This window comes from Streptomyces sp. 7R007 (assembly GCF_054850255.1).
Genome location: NZ_JBTWMV010000009.1, coordinates 53,084 through 69,636, shown reverse-complemented (window position 1 = coordinate 69,636; position 16,553 = coordinate 53,084). Strand labels below are relative to the sequence as shown.

General features: G+C 73.2%; 18 protein-coding genes. 10 read left to right on the top strand and 8 right to left on the bottom strand.

Translation table 11 applies throughout. The features are described from left to right. Positions 1 to 90: 90 nt before the first annotated feature. Positions 91 to 465: a four-helix bundle copper-binding protein gene (locus tag ACYF6T_RS14365; RefSeq protein WP_461696455.1), complete on the bottom strand. Its 375-nt coding sequence runs from the start codon at positions 463 to 465 to the stop codon at positions 91 to 93. Positions 466 to 589: 124 nt separating this feature from the next. On the opposite strand from ACYF6T_RS14365, the gene ACYF6T_RS14360 reads away from it, so the two are divergent. Together ACYF6T_RS14360 and ACYF6T_RS14355 are read left to right on the top strand one after the other, a co-directional pair. After that, positions 590 to 952 carry a DUF6479 family protein gene (locus tag ACYF6T_RS14360; RefSeq protein ID WP_461696453.1) on the top strand — a complete coding sequence of 121 codons (363 nt, stop codon included), beginning with the start codon at positions 590 to 592 and terminating at the stop codon, positions 950 to 952. Positions 953 to 994: 42 nt separating this feature from the next. Then, positions 995 to 1,345 carry a hypothetical protein gene (locus ACYF6T_RS14355; RefSeq protein WP_461696452.1) on the top strand — a complete coding sequence of 117 codons (351 nt, stop codon included), beginning with the start codon at positions 995 to 997 and terminating at the stop codon, positions 1,343 to 1,345. On the opposite strand, the gene ACYF6T_RS14350 is transcribed toward ACYF6T_RS14355, so the two are convergent. The 3 genes from ACYF6T_RS14350 to ACYF6T_RS14340 are packed head-to-tail and all read right to left on the bottom strand — an operon-like array spanning position 1,342 to position 2,635. After that, complete coding sequence (locus ACYF6T_RS14350; protein WP_461696450.1) at positions 1,342 to 1,782, bottom strand: SRPBCC family protein; 441 nt, start codon at positions 1,780 to 1,782, stop codon at positions 1,342 to 1,344. The two genes, ACYF6T_RS14355 and ACYF6T_RS14350, sit on opposite strands and share 4 nt — an antisense overlap. Before the next feature lie 50 nt (positions 1,783 to 1,832). Then, positions 1,833 to 2,171 (bottom strand): ArsR/SmtB family transcription factor, encoded by a 339-nt coding sequence (locus ACYF6T_RS14345; RefSeq protein ID WP_461696449.1) that lies wholly within the window; start codon positions 2,169 to 2,171, stop codon positions 1,833 to 1,835. Continuing rightward, on the bottom strand, positions 2,168 to 2,635 hold the full coding sequence (locus ACYF6T_RS14340) for an SRPBCC family protein (protein WP_461696447.1): 468 nt from the start codon (positions 2,633 to 2,635) through the stop codon (positions 2,168 to 2,170). Before ACYF6T_RS14340 ends, ACYF6T_RS14345 begins: the two co-directional genes overlap by 4 nt. Before the next feature lie 121 nt (positions 2,636 to 2,756). Here ACYF6T_RS14340 and qcrB point away from each other — a divergent pair, with 121 nt between their 5' ends. Further along, positions 2,757 to 4,274, top strand: coding sequence for a cytochrome bc1 complex cytochrome b subunit (gene qcrB / locus ACYF6T_RS14335; RefSeq protein ID WP_461696446.1), 1,518 nt, complete (start codon positions 2,757 to 2,759; stop codon positions 4,272 to 4,274). Here the strand turns inward: qcrB and ctaF are convergent. From ctaF to ACYF6T_RS14315, 4 genes are read right to left on the bottom strand one after another with little or no spacing between them, the layout of a single operon-like run. Next, positions 4,229 to 4,660, bottom strand: a complete 432-nt coding sequence (gene ctaF, locus ACYF6T_RS14330; protein ID WP_461696444.1) for an aa3-type cytochrome oxidase subunit IV — start codon at positions 4,658 to 4,660, stop codon at positions 4,229 to 4,231. The genes qcrB and ctaF overlap by 46 nt on opposite strands. Next, the gene (gene ctaD / locus ACYF6T_RS14325) at positions 4,660 to 6,342 is read right to left on the bottom strand and encodes an aa3-type cytochrome oxidase subunit I (protein WP_461696443.1); all 1,683 of its coding nucleotides are present in this window, start codon (positions 6,340 to 6,342) and stop codon (positions 4,660 to 4,662) included. The genes ctaF and ctaD overlap by 1 nt, the downstream gene beginning before the upstream one ends. A gap of 56 nt (positions 6,343 to 6,398) precedes the next feature. After that, the gene (gene ppdK, locus ACYF6T_RS14320) at positions 6,399 to 9,086 is read right to left on the bottom strand and encodes a pyruvate, phosphate dikinase (protein ID WP_461696442.1); all 2,688 of its coding nucleotides are present in this window, start codon (positions 9,084 to 9,086) and stop codon (positions 6,399 to 6,401) included. A gap of 9 nt (positions 9,087 to 9,095) precedes the next feature. Beyond that, positions 9,096 to 9,998, bottom strand: a complete 903-nt coding sequence (locus ACYF6T_RS14315) for a universal stress protein (RefSeq protein WP_461696441.1) — start codon at positions 9,996 to 9,998, stop codon at positions 9,096 to 9,098. 139 nt (positions 9,999 to 10,137) lie between these two features. Here ACYF6T_RS14315 and ACYF6T_RS14310 point away from each other — a divergent pair, with 139 nt between their 5' ends. The 7 genes from ACYF6T_RS14310 (at position 10,138) to ACYF6T_RS14280 (ending at position 16,553) form a co-directional block, all read left to right on the top strand. Next, positions 10,138 to 10,776, top strand: coding sequence for a universal stress protein (locus ACYF6T_RS14310; RefSeq protein WP_461696439.1), 639 nt, complete (start codon positions 10,138 to 10,140; stop codon positions 10,774 to 10,776). Positions 10,777 to 10,915: 139 nt separating this feature from the next. Further along, a complete protein-coding gene (locus tag ACYF6T_RS14305) occupies positions 10,916 to 11,410 on the top strand; it encodes a hydrogenase maturation protease (RefSeq protein WP_461696438.1) in 495 nt (164 codons plus the stop codon). Next, positions 11,407 to 13,689, top strand: a complete 2,283-nt coding sequence (gene hypF / locus ACYF6T_RS14300) for a carbamoyltransferase HypF (RefSeq protein WP_461696436.1) — start codon at positions 11,407 to 11,409, stop codon at positions 13,687 to 13,689. Before ACYF6T_RS14305 ends, hypF begins: the two co-directional genes overlap by 4 nt. Positions 13,690 to 13,695: 6 nt before the next feature. Continuing rightward, positions 13,696 to 13,953: a HypC/HybG/HupF family hydrogenase formation chaperone gene (locus ACYF6T_RS14295; RefSeq protein WP_461696435.1), complete on the top strand. Its 258-nt coding sequence runs from the start codon at positions 13,696 to 13,698 to the stop codon at positions 13,951 to 13,953. A 196-nt stretch (positions 13,954 to 14,149) separates the two neighbouring features. Beyond that, positions 14,150 to 15,286 (top strand): 4Fe-4S dicluster domain-containing protein, encoded by a 1,137-nt coding sequence (locus ACYF6T_RS14290; RefSeq protein WP_461696434.1) that lies wholly within the window; start codon positions 14,150 to 14,152, stop codon positions 15,284 to 15,286. Beyond that, positions 15,286 to 15,750, top strand: a complete 465-nt coding sequence (locus tag ACYF6T_RS14285; protein ID WP_461696433.1) for a Crp/Fnr family transcriptional regulator — start codon at positions 15,286 to 15,288, stop codon at positions 15,748 to 15,750. Before ACYF6T_RS14290 ends, ACYF6T_RS14285 begins: the two co-directional genes overlap by 1 nt. Further along, on the top strand, positions 15,747 to 16,553 hold the full coding sequence (locus tag ACYF6T_RS14280) for an FAD/NAD(P)-binding protein (protein ID WP_461696431.1): 807 nt from the start codon (positions 15,747 to 15,749) through the stop codon (positions 16,551 to 16,553). The genes ACYF6T_RS14285 and ACYF6T_RS14280 overlap by 4 nt, the downstream gene beginning before the upstream one ends.

Sequence of the window (16,553 nt, the reverse complement as noted above, 5' to 3'; positions counted from 1 at the left end):
TGACGGCGCACACCGTAGAACGTGTTCCAGAAATTGGGAATGCCGGTGCCGTGCGAAATGGGGGGCGGGGGGTCGTAGGCGGGTGGGGGGTCAGTTCAGGGTGGCCAGGAAGTCCGTGCACGCCTGCGCGCACTCCCGGCAGGCCTTGGCGCTGTCCTCGGCGCCGGGATGGTCGTCGAAGACGTGCGCGGCCTCCAGGCACACGGTGCGGCACCACTCCACCTGGATGCGCATGCCCGCCTCGTCGAGGTGGCTCTGTTCGGACAGCACGCGACAGGTGGCGTCGCACACCTCCGCGCACATGATTCCTTTGCGTCGGATGAGTTCCTGCTCCTCCGTCCCGTCCGGATCCACGAGGCTGGCGCGCAGGGCGCATGCCCGTGCGCACTCCGTGCACGCCTGGGCGCACGCGAAGCGGTCCTCCAGGAACCGGAAGAGCTCCTGCTGGGTCGTTGTCGAAGTCACACCGCGCGGGTAGCCGGTGCCGACCGCGTCAAACCAGTCCGGCGCGGGCGAGTACCTGCGTACGCCGGGTTTCGCAAGTCCAGGTGAGTCGGTTCACGGCCGGGGCCCGGGGTACCCGCGTGCCATGAACATCGCATCGCTGGACATCGCCGCAAGCAGCGCCTCCGCCATGGGACTCGTCGCGGCGGGCGTGGTGATCGTGGTCGTGCTGATCGGCGCCTTCATCGTCGGCGCCCGCGTCCGGCGCCGGGAACCGGCGCCCCCGCACCCCGACGAGCAGCCGCGCCTGCCGGCCGACGGTCCGGTGCGTGAGGTGCGGGAGAACCGCGAGCCCGACGAGGTGCCCCGCAGCGACCACCGGCTGACCCCGCACGAGCTGCCGAACCACGGCAACTCGCCGTCGCGTTCCGCTCCGCACCGGCAGCGGCCGCGGTGGAACGAGGGCAGCAGCGGCTCCTTCGGGAGCGGGGGTCCGGGCAGCAGCTGACCCCCGGCGGCCGCTGATCCGAGCGAGAGGGAAGTGAGAGCCATGACCGACCCGGCGCGCGGCACGCTGCCGCTGCCCGACTACGACCACCTGCCGATCGGCGGCCTGGAGAGCCGCGTACGGTCGCTGAGCGCCGACGAGGTGCGCGACCTGCTCGCCTACGAGCGCTCGCACGCCGACCGCCTGCCGGTGACCGAACTGCTGTCCGCCCGTCTGGAGCAGCTGGAGGCGGGCGCGGAGCCGACGACGGGCGATCCGGGTGCCCTGCGCCCCGAGCAGGCCGGGCGGCACGGGGGCTCCCCGGTGTCGCCGGCGACCTCGCCGCAGCCCTTCAGCCCGCCTCCGCACGGCACCCCGGACCAGCGAGGCAAGCCCAAGGGCGACCGCACCTAGTGCCAGTTGCCGATCTGCACGTCGTGCGGTGAGGGTGCGCCCTTGCCGGTCTCGACCAGGTCCTTCAGGCTCATCAGGTAGACGGCCCACTTGGTGCTGCAGTGGTACATGAACTCCACCGGTTCCTTCCAGCCCTCGTGGCGGAACAGCACGATGGTGAAGTCGTCTTCCCGGGTGAGTTCGAAGCGGACCCGGGTGCCGATCCATTCCGCGGGCCCGTCGACGACCTCCCAGAGCACGCGCTCGGCGGGCCGCGCCTGCACCACCTTCATGTCGAAGCCGCCGGGCACGAAGCGGAACCGGATCACACCTCCCACCCCGCTGTCGCCCTCGATGTCCTCGGTCCACCACTTCGACAGTCCGTCGATCGTGGTCAGTGCGGCGTAGACGTCCTCGGGCGGGGCCAGGACGCCGATCCTGTGCAGGATGTCCACCATGTCGGTGTCTCCTTCTCAGCGGGTGGGTGTGACTCGGCGGGTGGGTGTGATCAGTTGTCGCGGTCGCGCTGGATGGCCTCGGCGATCCACCTGATGCGCTGCAACCGGGCGTCCCAGGCGGCTCCGACGGAGGCCAGTTGGGCCACCGCGCGGGCCAGTTGAGCTTCGTCCACTCGGTAGAGGCGCTCGCGGCCGGAGGGCGTGACGTGCACCAGGCCGACCCGGCCGAGGACGGCGAGGTGTTTGGCGACCGCCTGCCGGGTGACCGGAAGCCGCTCGCTCAGCGAGGTCGCCGTACCGCTGCCGCCGGCCAGCAGCAGGTCGAGCATGCGGCGGCGGACGGGGTCTCCGACGGCGGACCAGAGCTCGTCGTCGACGGTGACGCTCATGACGTGGACACCAGCCGGGCGACGTAGGCGGCGAGGCGGGGCAGGAAGTACTCCCAGCCGCTGACGTGGTCGCGGTAGTACTCCTCCAGCACGGCCGCCTCCCAGCCCCGCTCCCGGAAGCCGGTCTCGGTGAAGCGCAGCAGCGTGCCCGTGCCGGACGGGACCAGGTCGAAGGTCACCAGCAGCGAGTTGGCGGACTCGGGGACCTGCCCCTCGTCGCAGACCCACCGGAAGGCGAAGCGCCGGGGCGGGTCGGCCTCGACCACGGTCAGGGAGAGGACCTTGGCCTCCGGTGAACTCCGGTCACCGAACGAGATCACTCCGGTGGCGCCGGGCACCGGTTCACCGAGCTCCGCCTCGTCGGGCCACCACTCGCGCAGGTGCTCCGGTCTGCTGACGACCTCGTAGACCACTTCCGGTGTGGCCTCGACCCTGATCTCCCGCTCGATACTGCCGTACTCCATCGCACCCGACTCCAATCGCAACCTTTGGTTGCACATAAGACTACGACCGCACTCGCCCATGCGCAACCTTTCGTTGCGGATACGTGTGTTTCCGGTACGACCGCGCGGGCACCCGTGCGCCGTGCTGGCGAGGAGAGACACGGCCCGGTCCCGGCCCGCGGCGGAGCGCGCCGCCGACGCGATCGACGCGCGGCTTCCCGTCTACGACGGCGGCAAGCTGCTGCGGAAGGCCTTCCCCGACCACTGGTCCTTCCTGCTGGGCGAGATCGCCCTGTACAGCTTCGTCGTCCTGCTGCTGACCGGCGTGTGGCTGACGCTGTTCTTCCACCCGTCGATGACGGAGGTCGTCTACGCCGGCACCTACCGCCCCCTGGACGGGGTGCGCATGTCGGAGGCGTACCGCTCCACGCTCGACATCAGCTTCGACGTGCGCGGCGGGCTGCTCATCCGCCAACTGCACCACTGGGCGGCGCTGGTGTTCCTCTCCGCGATCGGCGTGCACCTGCTGCGCGTCTTCTTCACCGGCGCCTTCCGCCGTCCCCGCGAGGCCAACTGGCTGATCGGCGTGACCCTGTTCCTGCTGGCCCTGGTGGAGGGCTTCGCCGGCTACTCGCTCCCCGACGACCTGCTGTCGGGCACGGGCCTGCGCATCGCGCAGGGCATCATGCTGTCGGTGCCGGTGGTGGGGACGTACGTCAGCATGTTCGTCTTCGGCGGCGAGTTCCCCGGCCACGAGCTGGTCCCCCGGCTGTACGCGGTGCACATCCTGCTCGTCCCGGGCCTGCTGCTGGCGCTGGTGACCCTCCATCTGATCCTGGTCTTCCACCTCAAGCACACGCACTGGGCCGGCCGCGGGCGCACCAACCGCAACGCGGTCGGCAAGCCCATGTTCCCGCAGTTCGCGGCGAGTTCGACCGGGCTGTTCTTCATGGTCTTGGGCGTGCTGACCCTCCTCGCCGGCCTCGCGCAGATCAACCCCATCTGGTCCTACGGGCCTTACCGGCCGGACGTCGTCTCGACGGGGTCGCAGCCGGACTGGTACGTCGGCTTCCTGGAGGGCTCACTGCGGCTGATCCCCCGCTGGGAGACGGAGGTGGCCGGGCACACGATCATGTGGAACGTGTTCCTGCCCGCGGTGGCGCTGCCGCTCGGCCTGTTCGCGGTGCTGTACGCGTACCCGTTCGCGGAGCGGTGGGCCACCGGCGACGACCTGGAGCACCATCTGTGCGACCGGCCGCGTGACCGGCCCGTGCGCACCGGGCTCGGCGTCGCCGGGATCTGCTTCTACGGGGTGCTGCTGGCGGCGGGCGGCAACGACATCCTGGCGCACACCTTCAAGGTCTCCCTCAACACCCTGACCTGGGTCTTCCGCGTCGCCGTGCTGGTGCTGCCGCCGCTGGCGTTCATGGTGACCCGGCGGCTGTGCCTGGCGCTGCAGGAGGCCGACGAGGAGCGGCTGGCCGAGGGCGAGGAGACCGGTGAGATACGGCAGACCGTCGCGGGCGGCTACGAGGAGAGCCACCGGCCGCTCGACGAGGAACGGCGGCACGTGCTGGAGACCTACGGGTACGGCGTGAACGGGCGGGACGGACGTCACGTCGAGGAACGGGAGCTTGCCGAGGGCGAGGTGGAGCGCTGAGCGTCCCGTCCGGCGTACTGGAAGACCATGCCGAACACCCCGTGGCCGAGGATGCCCAGGCCCAGCAGGAACAGCCACAGGCCGAAGACCACGCCCAGGGCGAGCAGGACGGCGCCGAGCGCGGTCGTGATCGGCCAGGGGCTGTGCGGCGAGAAGAAGTCCACCGGGCCCGCGGTGTCGACGACCTGCGCGTCCGGCCGGTCCTGCGCGCGCAGTCCGCGCCGACGGTACTGGATGTGCAGGAAGAACGCGACCAGCGCAGCCATCAGACAGGCGACGGCCAGCGCGGCGGTGCCGGCGGGTTCCCGGGAGCGCCACCAGTAGCCGGCGGCGGTGACGGCGAAGAAGACCGCCACACCGGTGAAGAGTCGGGCCTCGGTACGCATCAGTTCTCCCGTTTCGTCTCCTGTCGCGCCGCCACCTCGGGGTGGTGCAGGTCGAACGCCGGCGACTCGGAGCGGATGCGCGGCAGCGCGGTGAAGTTGTGGCGGGGCGGCGGGCAGGAGGTGGCCCACTCCAGGGAACGGCCGTACCCCCAGGGGTCGTCGGTGCCAACCTTCTCGCCGTACTTCGCGGTCTTCCAGACGTTGTAGAGGAACGGCAGCGTGGACAGGCCGAGCAGGAAGGCGCCGATGGAGCTGATGGTGTTGAGCAGGGTGAAGCCGTCGGCCGCCAGGTAGTCGGCGTAGCGGCGGGGCATCCCGGCCTCGCCGAGCCAGTGCTGGACCAGGAAGGTCGTCTGGAAGCCGGTGAACAGGGTCCAGAAGTGAATGCGGCCGAGGCGTTCGTCGAGCATGCGGCCGGTGAGCTTGGGCCACCAGAAGTAGAAGCCCGCGAACATCGCGAACACCACCGTGCCGAACAGGACGTAGTGCAGGTGGGCGACGATGAAGTAGCTGTCGGTGAGGTGGAAGTCGAGGGGCGGCGAGGCGATCAGGACGCCGCTGAGGCCGCCGAGCAGGAACGTCACGAGGAAGCCGGACGCCCACAGCATGGGCGTCTCGAAGGACAGGGAGCCCTTGATCATCGTGCCGATCCAGTTGAAGAACTTGATGCCGGTGGGCACGGCGATCAGGAACGACATCAGCGAGAAGAACGGCAGCAGGACGGCGCCGGTGGCGAACATGTGGTGGGCCCACACCACGGCGGAGAGCATGGTGATGGCGATGGTGGCGCCGACGAGGGTGACGTAGCCGAAGATCGGCTTGCGGGCGAAGACCGGGATGATCTCCGAGATGATCCCGAAGAACGGCAACGCCACGATGTAGACCTCGGGATGGCCGAAGAACCAGAACAGGTGCTGCCACAGCAGGGGGCCGCCGCTCGCGGCGTCGTAGACGTGCGCGCCGAACTTCCGGTCCGCCTCCAGGGCCAGCAGCGCGGCGGTCAGGACGGGGAAGGCGGGCAGCACGAGGATCGAGGTGAACAGCACGTTCCAGGTGAAGATCGGCATCCGGAACATGGTCATGCCGGGGGCGCGCAGGCACAGGATGGTGGTGATGAAGTTGACCGCGCCGAGCGTGGTGCTCACCCCGGTCACCACCAGCCCCATGGTCCACAGGTCGCCGCCCGCGCCCGGACTGCGCACGGCGCTGTTGAGCGGGGCGTAGGCGAACCAGCCGAAGGCCGCCGCTCCCCCGGGCACCAGGAACCCGGACACCACCATCAGGCCGCCGAACAGGTAGAGCCAGTACGACAGCGCGTTCAGCCGCGGGAACGCCACGTCCGGGGCGCCGATCTGCAACGGCATCACCGCGTTCGCGAAACCGGCGAACATGGGCGTGGCGAACAGCAGCATCATCACGGTGCCGTGGATGGTGAAGAGCTGGTTGTACTGCTCCGTGGTGAACAACTGAAGTCCCGGCCGGGCGAGTTCGGCCCGCATCAGCAGCGCGAGGACACCGCCGAACAGAAAGAACGAGAAGGCGGTCGTGAGGTACAGATTGCCGATCACCTTGTGATCGGTCGTGGTCGCCCAGCGCAGCAGGGCCCGCCCCGACGACGTACGCACCCGCGGCCGCTGCGGAGGCACCGCACGCAGCCGCTCCGTCCTCCTGTCCACCGCCATGCGCGGCGGGTACCCGGGGGCGGCGGGACCAGTCACCGCCCCCGGCCCGTGTCACCTCACCGGCTGTCGCTGGCCTTGGTCGTCTCCGTCAGGGCCGCGCGCCCCGCCTCCAACCGGGCCGCCGGGATGCGGAACGGGGAGCAGGAGACGTAGTCCAGGCCCGCTCGGTGGAAGAAGTGGATGGAGTCGGGGTCGCCGCCGTGTTCGCCGCAGACGCCCGTCTCCAGACGGGGGTTGACGGCTCGGCCCGATGCGACGCCCAGTTCCACCAGGCGGCCGACGCCCTCCTGGTCGATGGTCTCGAAGGGGGAGACCGAGAAGACGCCCTTTTCGATGTAGAGCGGGAAGAAGGACGCCTCCGCGTCGTCGCGGGACAGGCCCCACGTGGTCTGGGTGAGGTCGTTGGTGCCGAAGGAGAAGAAGTCGGCGACCCGGGCGATACGGCCGGCGGTGAGCGCGGCACGCGGCAGCTCGATCATCGTGCCGATCGGGCAGTCCAGGGTCAGTCCGGTCTCTGTCTCCACCTCGCCGAGGACACCTTCCGCCTCGGCGCGGGCCAGCCGCAGCTCCTCGACGGTGCCGACCAGCGGGATCATGATCTCGGCGCGCGGGGTGCCGCCGGCCCGCAGCCGCTGGACCACGGCCTCGGCGACGGCCCGCACCTGCATGGCCATCAGGCCGGGGACGGCCAGGCCCAGCCGGACACCGCGCAGGCCCAGCATCGGGTTCTGCTCGTGCATCCGCTCGACGGCGGCGAGCAGTTCACGGTCGTGCGGGTCGGGGTGCTCGGTGCGCGCGAGGCGGACGGCGAGTTCGGTGCGGTCGGGCAGGAACTCGTGCAGCGGCGGGTCGATCAGCCGGATCGTCACCGGCAGCCCGTCCATCGCCTCCAGGATCGCGGTGAAGTCGTCCCGCTGGAGCGGCAGCAGGGCGTCCAGCGCCCGTTCGCGCGCCGCGTCGTCGCGGGCCAGGATCATCGCCTCGACCAGCGCCCTGCGCTCCCCGAGGAACATGTGCTCGGTACGGCACAGACCGATCCCCTGCGCGCCGAGCGCACGCGCGCGTACGGCGTCCTCGGGCGTGTCCGCATTCACCCGCACCTCCAGGCGGCGCACCGCGTCGGCGTGCGCGAGGGCGCCCAGGACCGCGTCGGTGACCTGGTCGGTGGCGGTGCCCGTCTCCAGCGCGCGCCCGACGTCGGACGCGGTCAGCGGCAGGGCGCCGAGGTGGACGGTGCCGGCGGTGCCGTCGACGGAGACGGTGTCGCCCTCGCGCACCACCGCGCCGGAGGGGGTGGTGAACTGCCGGGCCGCCGTGTCGACGGCCAGTTCCTCCGCGCCGCACACGCACACCTTGCCCATGCCGCGCGCGACGACGGCGGCGTGGCTGGTCTTGCCGCCCCGGCTGGTCAGCACCGCCTGCGCGGCGATCATGCCGGGCAGGTCGTCGGGGGTGGTCTCCCGGCGAACCAGGACCACCTGCTCGCCGGCGGCGGCACGGCGTACGGCCTCGGCGGAGTCGAAGACGACGGCGCCGACCGCGGCACCCGGCGAGGCGGGCACGCCGTGGGCGAGGGGCCGGTCGGTGGTCTTGACGTCGAAGCGGGGGAACATCAGCCGGGTCAGTTCGGCGCCGTCGACGCGGACGAGGGCCTCGTCCGCGCTGATCGTCTGCTCCTCGCGCAGGTCGTGGGCGATGCGGAAGGCGGCCTCGGCGGTGCGCTTGCCGACCCGGGTCTGCAGGATCCACAGCTTGCCGCGCTCGACGGTGAACTCCACGTCGCACAGGTCGCGGTAGTGGTTCTCCAGCGTGTGCAGGTGGTCGCCGAGTTCGACGTAGGCGCGCGGGTCGAGCGTCTTGAGCTCGCTCAGCGGCAGCGCGTCGCGCACCCCGGCGACGACGTCCTCGCCCTGCGCGTCGGGCAGGTAGTCGCCGTAGCGGCCGCGTTCGCCGGTGGCGGGGTCGCGGGTGAAGGCGACACCGGTGCCGGAGTCGGAGCCGAGGTTGCCGAAGACCATCGCCTGCACGTTGACGGCGGTGCCGAGGTCCTCGGGGATGTGTTCGCGGCGCCGGTAGACGCGGGCGCGCTCGGTGTTCCAGGAGTCGAAGACGGCCCGGATGGCGCGGGAGAGCTGGTCGGCCGGGTCCTGCGGGAAGTCCTCGCCGGTCTCCTTGCGGATGATCTCCTTGAACTCCTCGGTCAGCCGCACGAGTTCGCCGGTGCCGAGCAGATGGTCGTCGGCGACCCCGCGGCGGGCCTTGTGCTCGGCGATGGCCTGCTCGAACAGGTCGCCGTCCACGCCCATCACGGTGTGCCCGAACATCTGCACCAGCCGCCGGTAGGAGTCCCAGGCGAACCTCTCCTGCCCGGACGCCTTGGCGAGCCCGGTCACGGACTCGTCGTTGAGCCCGATGTCGAGGATGGTCTCCATCATGCCGGGCATGGAGAAGCGGGCGCCCGAGCGCACGGACACCAGCAGCGGGTCGTCGGGCGCGCCGAGGGTGCGGCCCATGGCGCGCTCCAGGCCGGCGAGGGCCTGGGCGGCCTCGACGGCGAGCTCGGGCGGCTCCTGGCCCGTTGCCAGGTAGACCTTGCAGGCCTCGGTGGTGACGGTGAATCCGGGCGGCACCGGCAGACCGATCCGGGTCATCTCGGCGAGTCCGGCTCCCTTGCCGCCGAGCAGGGCGGCCATGTCGCGACCGCCCTCGGCGAATGCGTACACGTACTTCGTCGGCGTGCTCATCAAGGCCTCTCAGACATGGGGGACGACGGCCACAGGGCAGTCGACGTGGTGGATGGCGGCATGGGCGACCGGGCCGGTGTGCGGGCCGGCGGCGCGCTCGGTGACGCGGCGGCCGACGACGAGCAGGCTCGCCCCGGAGGCGGCCCGCACCAGCACGGACTGCGGGCGGCCCTCGGTCACGGTCTGCACGACCACGACCTCGGGGTACTTCTCGTGCCAGACCTGCAGGACGGCGCTGAGAAAGCCGAGCCACTCCCCGGCCCGGTGCGGGGCTTCGAGCAGCCCGATCTCGCCGGGACCGAGCCCGATCCGGGACGGCTGCTGCCAGGCGTGCACCGCCCTGAGACGGGCGCCGCGCAGCCGGGCCTCCTCGAAGGCGAACTCGATCACCTCGTCGCAGGGGTCGCCGAGGTCGACGCCGAGCACGACGTCCCGGTAGGGGGTGCTGGTCGACGGGCTGCCGTCGGCGGCGGGCCGGTGTTCGTCCGCGGCCTCCTCGCCGGAGCGGACGAGGACGACGGGCCGCTCGGCCCGCGCCACCACGCCCAGGGCGACCGAGCCGACCAGGAACCCGGTGAAGCCGCTCAGCCCGCGCGAGCCCAGCACCAGCAGCTCCGCCCGCTCGGCCGCCTTCAGCAGCGCGGCGGTCGCGGGTCCCTCGACCTGTTCGTCGTCCAGGCGCAGGTCGGGGCAGGTACGGCGGATGCGGTCCTCGGCCTGGCGCAGGGCGCGGTGGGCCAGGTGCCGTTGCACCGCGGTGGCGGGTTCGCCGTCGTCCTGGCGGGGATGCCAGTTCCAGGCGTGGACCAGCCGCAGCGGCCGGTCCCGGCGCAACGCCTCGTGGGCTGCCCACTCGGCGGCGGCGAGGCTCTCGGCCGATCCGTCGACTCCGGCGATCACGGGGGGAAGCATGGTGCGCACCTCCTGCGCTCGGTCTGCTCCTCGCCTTCAGCGTGGCCCGGTGCTCCACCTGCGGGCATGGGCCGCCAGGGCTCGATGCGGGACCGTTCGGCCCCTGCGCCGGGCGCCGGCCGGACGCCACCGTGAAGGCATGGAACGAGTGATCGTCGCGGGCGCCGACGGATCGGCGGAGGGACGGGCCGCGGCCGACTGGGCCGTACGCGAAGCCGTCGAGCGAGGGATGCACGTGCGCGTGGTGCCCACGGCACCGTCCGCGCCGGGCGAGGACGCGGACCTGATCGTGCTGGGGCGGCGCGCGGACGCCGTGGCCGCGCTGGTCGCCGGTTCGGTGCGGCCGGTGGTGCTGGTGCCGGCGACCGCGGTGGACCCGGCGGGCGCCGTGACGGTCGGCCTGGACGCCCGCGAACCGGCGGACGGCGCCCTCGGATTCGCCTTCGAGACGGCCCGGCGGCGCGGGGTGCGGCTGCGCGCGGTGCACACCTGGACGCTGCCGTCCGAGGCCGCGGACCGGCCCTGGCCGCCCGCCGAGGAGGACCGGGCCACCTGGGAGGACCAGGAGGTGCAGCGGCTGTCCGACACGCTGCGGCCCTGGCGCGCGCGGTATCCGGAGGTCGACGTGCTGGCGGACGTCGACGCCCGCACCGTGGCCGAGGCCCTGGGGCACGCCTCCGGCACCTCGGGCCTGCTGGTGCTCGGCCGCCGCACGGGCACCACCGCCCTGGCCGTGCTGGAGACGGCCCGCTGCCCGGTCGCCGTGGTGCCGTCCTAGGACGGTCCGAAGAGGCGCCGTACGTGCGGCCGGCCCGCTCCGGCGGACAGGCCCCGACGCCGTACGGGAGGGTCGGCCCCGGTGGACAGGTCCGTTCGGCCCCTGTGGGGCCCGGACCGGACGGCACACCGTGAGGGGCATGAGGACGAGCAGGGGCATCGCCGTGATCGGCGTCGGCAACGCCTTCCGGCGCGACGACGGCGTGGGCTGGGCCGTGGTCGAGCGGCTGCGGGAGCGGGCCGGGCGCCGACCGCTGCCGTACGACACCGTCTTCGCCACCTGCGACGGCGATCCCGGCCGGCTGATCGGCCTGTGGGAGGGCGCCCGGCTCGCCGTGGTCGTGGACGCCGCGCACGCCCACCCGGGCACCCCGGGCCGCGTGCACCGGCTGGAACTGGACGCCGGGCACCTCGCGCCGCCGTCCTCGACCAGCTCGCACGGGCTGGGCCTCGGCGAGGCCGTCGAGCTGGCCCGGGCCCTCGGACTGCTGCCGGAACGTCTCGTCGTGTACGCCGTGGAGGGCGCCGACAGCGACTTCGGCACCGGCCTGAGCAGCGCCGTCGCGGCGGCCGTGGATCCCGTCGCCGACGCGGTCGAGGACGACCTCGCGCACCTGGCGAGGGAGCGGACATGACCGTGCGGCGCTTCCACGTGGAGGGCATCGTCCAGGGCGTCGGCTTCCGTCCCTTCGTCTACCGCACCGCCTCCGCACTCGGCCTGGACGGCTGGGTCGCCAACGTCAACGGGCACGTGGAGGGCGAGGTCGCCGGACCGTCCGGGGCCGTCGAGGAGTTCGCGGCGCGCCTGCGCACGGACGCCCCCGGACTCGCCCGCGTGCGCCGCATCCGGCTGTCCGAGGGTCCCGTGCGGCCCCTGCCCGCCCCGGGCTTCCAGGTGCGGCGCAGCACACCCGGCGCTGCGGACGTCCGCGAGGTCCCGCCCGACGCCGCGATCTGCGACGCCTGTCTGCGCGAACTGCGCGACCCCGCCGACCGGCGCCACCGCTACCCGTTCGTCAACTGCACGGACTGCGGTCCGCGCGCCACGATCATCGAGGACCTGCCCTACGACCGCGTCCGCACCACCATGCGCCGCTTCCCGCTGTGCGCCCGGTGCGCCGCCGAGTACGCCGACCCGGCCGACCGCCGCTTCCACGCCGAGCCCGTCGCCTGCCCGGCCTGCGGGCCCGAGCTGGCCTGGGGAGAGCTGCGCGGCGAGGAGGCGCTGCGGGCGGCGGTGAAGACCGTCGCCGAGGGCGGGATCGTCGCCCTGAAGGGCCTGGGCGGCTACCAGCTGGTGTGCGACGCGGGCGAGTCGGCGGCCGTGGCCGCACTGCGGCGGCGCAAGCGGCGGCCGGCGAAGCCCTTCGCGGTGATGGTGCCCGACCTCGCGACGGCGGACCGGCTGGCCCGTATCGGCGCGGCGGAACGCGCGGCCCTCACCTCCCCCGCCCGCCCCGTGGTGCTCCTGGCCCGCCGCCGGTGGCACGGCACCCCGCCCCTCGCGCGCGAGGTGCACCCCGGCCTCGACCGCGTGGGCCTGTTCCTGCCCACGACCGGCCTGCACCACCTGCTGCTGGACGAACTCGCCCGGCCCCTGGTGGTCACCAGCGGCAACCTCAGCGACGAGCCCATCGCCATCGACGACACCGAGGCGCGGCGCGCACTGGCCGCCGTGGCGGACGGGTTCCTCACCCACGACCGGCCCATCCGGTCCCGCTACGACGACTCCGTGGTGCAGTTCACCGGACGCACCCCGATCACCGTGCGCCGGGCACGCGGACTGGCCCCGGCGCCGCTGCCGTCCGCCGCGCGGGAGCCGGTCGCGGGGGCCGGCGCCCAGCTGAAGCACACCTTCACGCTGGCCGCCGACGGACGGGCCCATCTCGGCCCGCACACCGGCGACTTGGCGGACGTGGCGGCCCACGAGGCGTTCCTGGCGTCGTACGCTCACCTCAAGCGCCTGACCGGGATCGAGCCCGCCGTCCTCGCCCACGACCTGCACCCCGGCTATCTGTCGACCCAGTGGGCGCAGGCCCAGCCGGTGCGCCGGATGCCGGTGCAGCACCACCACGCCCACGTGGCCGCGTGCGCGGCCGAGCACGGGGTGCGCGGACCGTTCCTCGGCGTCGCCTACGACGGGCTGGGGCTCGGCGACGACGGGACCCTGTGGGGCGGCGAGATCCTCGTCGCCGACCTGACCGGCTACCGCCGGGTGGGCCGGTTCGCCACCGCTCCGCTGCCCGGCGGGGACGCGGCGGTACGGCACCCGTCGCGGACCGCCCTCGGATATCTGCTGGGCGCGGAGACGCTGGGCTCACCCCGGCCGTATCCGTGGCTGACCGGGCACTTCACCGACCGGCTCGATCCGGTCGAGGTCGCCGCGGTGCGCGCCATGATCGCCCGGGACGTCAACTGCCCGCGCGCCTCCAGCGCCGGCCGGCTCTTCGACGCGGTCGCCTCGCTGCTCGGCCTGTGCGACCGGATCGGCTACGAGGGCGAGGCGGCCGTGCTGCTCGAAGCGGCGGCGGGGCGCGAACGGGCGGCCGCGCTCGCCCACCGGGTCGTCCGGGCCCAGGGGTTGTGGGTGTACGACCCCGCGCCCACCCTCGCCGATCTGCTGGCGCGGCGGCTGGACGGGGAGCCGGTGGCGCGGCTGGCGGCGGCCTTCGCGCTCACGCTCGCCGTCGTCACCGCGGAACTCGTCGGGCGCGCGGTGGCCGACGGCGCGCCGACGACGGTGTGCCTGGGCGGCGGGTGCTTCGTCAACCGCCGGCTGCTGACCGAGGTCAAACGCCGGCTGCGCGCGCAGGGACTGCGGGTGCTCGTCGGCGGTCAGGTCCCCGTCGGGGACGGCGGAATCAGCTACGGGCAGGCGGCGGTCGCGGCCGCGCGGCTGGCCGGGGAGAGGTGAGGGCGGATGTGTCTCGGGATACCGGGGCGGGTCGTGGAGGTCCACGACGACGCGGGGCTGCGGATGGCGACGGTGGACTTCGGCGGCATCCGGCGCGAGGCGTGCCTGAGCTGTACGCCCGAGGCGGACGTGGGCTCGTACGTGATCGTGCACGTCGGGTTCGCGATCAGCCGGGTCGACGAGTCGGAGGCCCGACGCACGCTTGAGGTGCTGCGGGCCATGGCGGGCGCGGTCGAGGGCGAGCTCGGGGAAGCGCTGCCGTAGGGCCCGGACGGGGGGGCTTCAGCCGTCCCGGGAGTGCGCGGGGCGGGGCTGGTCGCGTGGTTCCCCGCGCCCCGGCGGGTGCCTGCAGATCCGGTCGGCATGGGGGCGAGGGCCGGATGGCCCCTGCCGGGCCCGGGGCCGCGGGACGGAGTCTGAGTGTGGACGCGCACGATCCGATCCGGACGAGGAGGACCGTATGACCGTCACCGCAGCGCCGGCCGTGCTCGACAGGGAGGGGCTGAACGCGCTGGTCGCGGCGCTTGTCTCGGACGGGCGGACCGTCGTCGGGCCCACGGCTCGGGACGGGGCGATCGTGCTGGCGGAGCTGGCCTCGGCGGACGAGCTGCCCTTCGGCTGGGGCGTCGAACTGGACGCCGGCCGCTACCGGCTCGTCGAGCGCGCGGACGGGGCCGCGTTCGCGCACAGCGCGGGGCCCCAGTCCTGGAAGAACTTCCTGCACCCGGCGCGCGAGCGGCTGTGGAGCGCCGACCGGACCGCCGAGGGGGACGTGACCTTCACGGCCGAGGAGCCCGCGGCGCCCGCCTACGCCTTCCTCGGCGTGCGGCCCTGTGACCTCAGGGCGATCGCCGTCCAGGACCGGGTGCTGACCGGGGGGCGGTTCCAGGACACCGGCTACGGCAGGCGCCGGGCCGGTGCGCTGCTGATCGCCGCCGAGTGCACCGAGCCGGGCGCCACCTGCTTCTGCGTGTCCACCGGCGGCGGCCCCGCCGCCGACGCGGGCTACGACCTGGCGCTGACCGAGGTGGTCGACGCCGACGGGCACCGCTTCCTCGTGCGGGTCGGCAGCGAGGAGGGCGCCCGGCTGCTGAAGCAGGTGCCGCACCGCACCGCCGACCCGGGCACCGAGACGACGGCACGGGAGACGGTCCGGGCCGCCCGGGACCGTATGGGACGCGCCCTGCCTCCGGTCGACCTGCGGGCCCTGATGGGCGCGAGCCTGGACGCCGAGCGCTGGAACGACGTCGCCGGACGCTGTCTGACCTGCGGCAACTGCACGATGGTCTGCCCGACCTGCTTCTGCACCACCACGGAGGAGGTCACCGACCTCACCGGTGACCACACCGAGCGCTGGCAGCGCTGGGACTCCTGCTTCGACCTGGACTTCTCCTATCTGCACGGCGGCCCGGTGCGCTCCTCCGCGCGCAGCCGCTACCGGCAGTGGCTCACCCACAAACTCTCCACCTGGCACGACCAGTTCGACACGTCGGGCTGCGTGGGCTGCGGGCGCTGCATCGCCTGGTGCCCGGCCGGCATCGACATCACGCAGGAAGTGGCCGCGCTCAAGGCCGAACTCGAAACGGAGACGGACTGATGCCCCCCTCGATCGCCCTGCGCATGAACCACGCCCTGCCCGCCGAACACCGCGACCGGCTGCTGCGCGTGGGCCGCGAGGCCACCTTCGCGCCGGGCACCCGGCTGTTCGAGGAGGGCGGGCACGCCGACCGCTTCTGGATCGTGCGCAGCGGCACGGCCGCCCTCGACATGCACGTACCCGGGCGCCGCCCGCCGGTCGTCGAGACCCTCGGCGTCGGCGACCTGGTCGGCTGGTCCTGGCTGTACGAGCCGTACGTCTGGCAGCTCGGCGCCGAGGCGGTCACCCCGCTGCGGGCCTACGAGTTCGACGCGGTCGCCGTCCGCCTGATGTGCCTCGACGACGCCGGGTTCGGGCAGGCCGTGGAGCACTGGGTGGGCCGGGTGCTGGCGCACCGGCTGAACGCGGCGCGGGCCCGGCTGGTGGACCTGTACGGGATCTACGAGACGAAGGAAACGCGATGACCGCCGTGCCGGTCCCCCACCGTGTGGTCGCCCGCAGGCCGGAGACCTCGGACACGGTCACCCTGCGCTTCGAGCCGGTCGGCCGGCCGCTCGCCGACTTCCTGCCGGGCCAGTTCGCGATGGTGCACTCCTTCGGCCGCGGCGAGATCCCGGTCTCCGTGAGCTCGGTGCAGGCCACGGGCGGGCTCGCGCACACCGTCCGCTCGGTGGGCGCGGTCTCGGACGGGCTGTGCGCGGCCCGGGTCGGGGACGTCGTGGGCATCCGCGGCCCCTACGGCAGCAGCTGGGAGCTGGAGCGGGCGCGCGGGCGGGACGTGCTGGTGGTGGCGGGCGGCATCGGGTTCGCCCCGCTCAGGCCGCTGATCCTGGCCGCGCTGGCCGAGCCGGAGGCGTACCGCCGCATCAACGTCCTGATCGGGGCGCGCACCCCCGGTGACCTGATCGCCCGCGCGGAGGTGGCGAGTTGGGCCACCGCGTGCACCGGCGTCACGGTGGACCAGCCCGAGCCGGACTGGCGCGGGGACGTCGGCGTGGTCACCCAGCTGCTGGGGCGGGCGCACTTCGAGCCGCAGTCGACGACGGCGTTCGTGTGCGGACCCGAGCCGATGATCCGGGCCACCGCCCGCGAACTCGCCCAGTTCGGCGTGCCCCGCGAGCAGATCCGCGTCTCGCTGGAGCGCAACATGCGCTGCGCCACCGGCCACTGCGGGCACTGCCAGCTCGGCGGCCTGCTGGTCTGCCAGGCGGGCCCGGTCGTGGACTGGGCGCGCGCCGAACCCCTGCTGTCGGTAAGGGAGTTGTGA

Bases quoted from the DNA above. Each gene is read 5' to 3' on its own strand.
- ctaD (WP_461696443.1), bottom strand. From the start codon at position 6,342: ATGGCGGTGGACAGGAGGACGGAGCGGCTGCGTGCGGTGCCTCCGCAG.
- ppdK (WP_461696442.1), bottom strand. From the start codon at position 9,086: ATGAGCACGCCGACGAAGTACGTGTACGCATTCGCCGAGGGCGGTCGC.
- ACYF6T_RS14345 (WP_461696449.1), bottom strand. From the start codon at position 2,171: ATGAGCGTCACCGTCGACGACGAGCTCTGGTCCGCCGTCGGAGACCCC.
- ACYF6T_RS14280 (WP_461696431.1), top strand. From the start codon at position 15,747: ATGACCGCCGTGCCGGTCCCCCACCGTGTGGTCGCCCGCAGGCCGGAG.
- ACYF6T_RS14295 (WP_461696435.1), top strand. From the start codon at position 13,696: ATGTGTCTCGGGATACCGGGGCGGGTCGTGGAGGTCCACGACGACGCG.
- ctaF (WP_461696444.1), bottom strand. From the start codon at position 4,660: ATGCGTACCGAGGCCCGACTCTTCACCGGTGTGGCGGTCTTCTTCGCC.
- ACYF6T_RS14290 (WP_461696434.1), top strand. From the start codon at position 14,150: ATGACCGTCACCGCAGCGCCGGCCGTGCTCGACAGGGAGGGGCTGAAC.
- ACYF6T_RS14350 (WP_461696450.1), bottom strand. From the start codon at position 1,782: ATGGTGGACATCCTGCACAGGATCGGCGTCCTGGCCCCGCCCGAGGAC.
- ACYF6T_RS14340 (WP_461696447.1), bottom strand. From the start codon at position 2,635: ATGGAGTACGGCAGTATCGAGCGGGAGATCAGGGTCGAGGCCACACCG.
- ACYF6T_RS14285 (WP_461696433.1), top strand. From the start codon at position 15,286: ATGCCCCCCTCGATCGCCCTGCGCATGAACCACGCCCTGCCCGCCGAA.
- ACYF6T_RS14310 (WP_461696439.1), top strand. From the start codon at position 10,138: ATGGAACGAGTGATCGTCGCGGGCGCCGACGGATCGGCGGAGGGACGG.
- ACYF6T_RS14305 (WP_461696438.1), top strand. From the start codon at position 10,916: ATGAGGACGAGCAGGGGCATCGCCGTGATCGGCGTCGGCAACGCCTTC.
- ACYF6T_RS14355 (WP_461696452.1), top strand. From the start codon at position 995: ATGACCGACCCGGCGCGCGGCACGCTGCCGCTGCCCGACTACGACCAC.
- hypF (WP_461696436.1), top strand. From the start codon at position 11,407: ATGACCGTGCGGCGCTTCCACGTGGAGGGCATCGTCCAGGGCGTCGGC.
- ACYF6T_RS14315 (WP_461696441.1), bottom strand. From the start codon at position 9,998: ATGCTTCCCCCCGTGATCGCCGGAGTCGACGGATCGGCCGAGAGCCTC.
- ACYF6T_RS14360 (WP_461696453.1), top strand. From the start codon at position 590: ATGAACATCGCATCGCTGGACATCGCCGCAAGCAGCGCCTCCGCCATG.